The sequence below is a fragment of the Pseudomonas abietaniphila genome, from assembly GCF_900100795.1.
GTDB classification, from domain to species: Bacteria; Pseudomonadota; Gammaproteobacteria; order Pseudomonadales; family Pseudomonadaceae; genus Aquipseudomonas; species Aquipseudomonas abietaniphila.
Genome location: NZ_FNCO01000050.1, coordinates 1 through 1,216, shown reverse-complemented (window position 1 = coordinate 1,216; position 1,216 = coordinate 1). Strand labels below are relative to the sequence as shown.

Annotated in this window: 2 protein-coding genes; both read left to right on the top strand. The window is 51.3% G+C overall.

The genetic code is table 11. From position 1 onward, the window contains the following. Nucleotides 1–630: colicin E3/pyocin S6 family cytotoxin (locus BLS87_RS33290; RefSeq protein WP_244165947.1), on the top strand; the 630-nt coding region annotated here is incomplete at its 5' end. Then, the gene (gene imm45 / locus BLS87_RS33285; protein ID WP_074759407.1) at nt 631–951 is read left to right on the top strand and encodes an Imm45 family immunity protein; all 321 of its coding nucleotides are present in this window, start codon (nt 631–633) and stop codon (nt 949–951) included. Nucleotides 952–1,216: the final 265 nt, after the last annotated feature.

Below are 1,216 nucleotides of genomic sequence, written 5' to 3'. Positions count from 1 at the left end.
AACCTGGCGGCCAAGGCTGCACTGGACGCCACTGTTGGCGATGAGATTGACCAAAAGAACGAAGAGGCTGCCATCGCGCTGGTCGCCCGGTGGAAGGGCATAGATTCGACCAAGATAGCTCAGCTCAACGAAGAGGACAAAGCGCGCCACGCGAACGGCGAAGAGGATGTGCCGTTTGAGGGGAGTACCGACGTTGTCGGTGTGAAGTACCTGATCGAGAGTGTGGAACAGGCGGCTCTGGGTGGGGTTGGTAAGGCTGTAAGCCGCACGCTAGGTGTGGTAGGTTCTAAGACCAGTAACAATTCAATTTTGGCTGATAATAAGACCGTCGCTCAGTTTGAGAGGGAATTGGCATTTCTGCCCCCAGGTGAGCGGGTCGCGCAGATCAAAGCTATGGCCGCAAAAGTTGTATCTGCGAATGGTATGCTGAAAGATTCAAAACTTTCTAAGTTGAATGGGCGAGACGTGTATTTAGGGAAAGATGGAAATTTGTACGCGCTGGATAGTCAGCATGGACGTTTTGAGATCGTCAACGCAAAGAATGGTAAGCACCTAGGCGAAGTTGATTTTGGGATGAATCAAACTAAAAGCGCTGACGGCAGTGGACGTCACGATCTTGAGGTGAAATAAATGGATGTAAGAAGAAAGCTTGTTGATATCAAATCTGAGGTTGTTGAGCGAGGTAACGTCCTCACTGTTAGCGGATCGAAGTCATATGAAGGTAAAGTCGATTTTATGGTGTTTGAAACCGGTATGTCCGATCGACCATATGGTCTAATTGTGAGCTCTGGATATAAAGCGGGCTTGATATTGGCTTATCTTCCACCCAGTAGTGCTAGAACTAGAGGCGGGATTGACAGAAAGTGGTTGATTGAAGAGTGGTCGAAATGGGTGTGTCCTGAATCTGATGTTAGGGATGTATGGTGGAGACCCTATTACGAGGCTGATTGATGCTGATGGAGGCCGACGGTCTGTGTTTCGCGCGTCAATTGATATGGTAATGGTCGCGCTGGAAACCGCTCATGACTGGGCAAGCTGCTCGGCAGGAATCTGCCCGATAGGTACCGGCGAATAGCTGTAGACCCGGCTACGGCCAGACCACAGGCAGCACGAACTGGGTCGGCAACCAGACCTCGATCACCGCCAAAGACCAACTCGACATCCGCACTGAGCAACACACCCAGCTCGATGGTGCTGTGCTCGCCTCGGACACGGG

Coding starts and splice junctions, on each gene's coding strand:
- imm45 (WP_074759407.1), top strand. CDS start 631: ATGGATGTAAGAAGAAAGCTTGTTGATATCAAATCTGAGGTTGTTGAG.